The following is a 450-nucleotide window of genomic DNA, read 5'->3' as shown; positions in this document are numbered from 1 at the left end:
CCTTAACAACTTAACCTTTGACATTTAAAATGTCGTTTAAATCAATTATTAAGAGAATCACTAAACTAAGCGTTTAAACTCAGTGAATTACTTGAATTGTTATCGTTATCTAGTTTTCAAGGAACATTGGTGGAGCCTAGCGGGATCGAACCGCTGACCTCCTGCGTGCAAGGCAGGCGCTCTCCCAGCTGAGCTAAGGCCCCATATTTTTTTGAGATGGTGGGCCTAAATGGACTCGAACCATCGACCTCACGCTTATCAGGCGTGCGCTCTAACCAGCTGAGCTATAGGCCCATCTCTTATAATATATTCGAGAACAAAGTTCTCTCAAAACTAAACAAAAACCAAGTGTGCCTCATATTTCCTTAGAAAGGAGGTGATCCAGCCGCACCTTCCGATACGGCTACCTTGTTACGACTTCACCCCAATCATCTGTCCCACCTTAGACGG

2 tRNA genes and 1 rRNA gene are annotated in these 450 nt (G+C 44.2%); all 3 read right to left on the bottom strand.

Going from position 1 to position 450, the window contains the following annotated elements:
- Positions 1 to 127 precede the first annotated feature (127 nt).
- Positions 128 to 203: transfer RNA gene (locus K9V48_RS28625), tRNA-Ala, on the bottom strand.
- A 14-nt stretch (positions 204 to 217) separates the two neighbouring features.
- A tRNA-Ile gene (locus K9V48_RS28620) sits at positions 218 to 294 on the bottom strand.
- Between the two features lie 75 nt (positions 295 to 369).
- Positions 370 to 450 (bottom strand): 16S ribosomal RNA (locus tag K9V48_RS28615); the annotation flags it as partial.

This window comes from Metabacillus rhizolycopersici (assembly GCF_020075705.1).
This window is presented reverse-complemented; position numbering and strand designations above follow the sequence as displayed.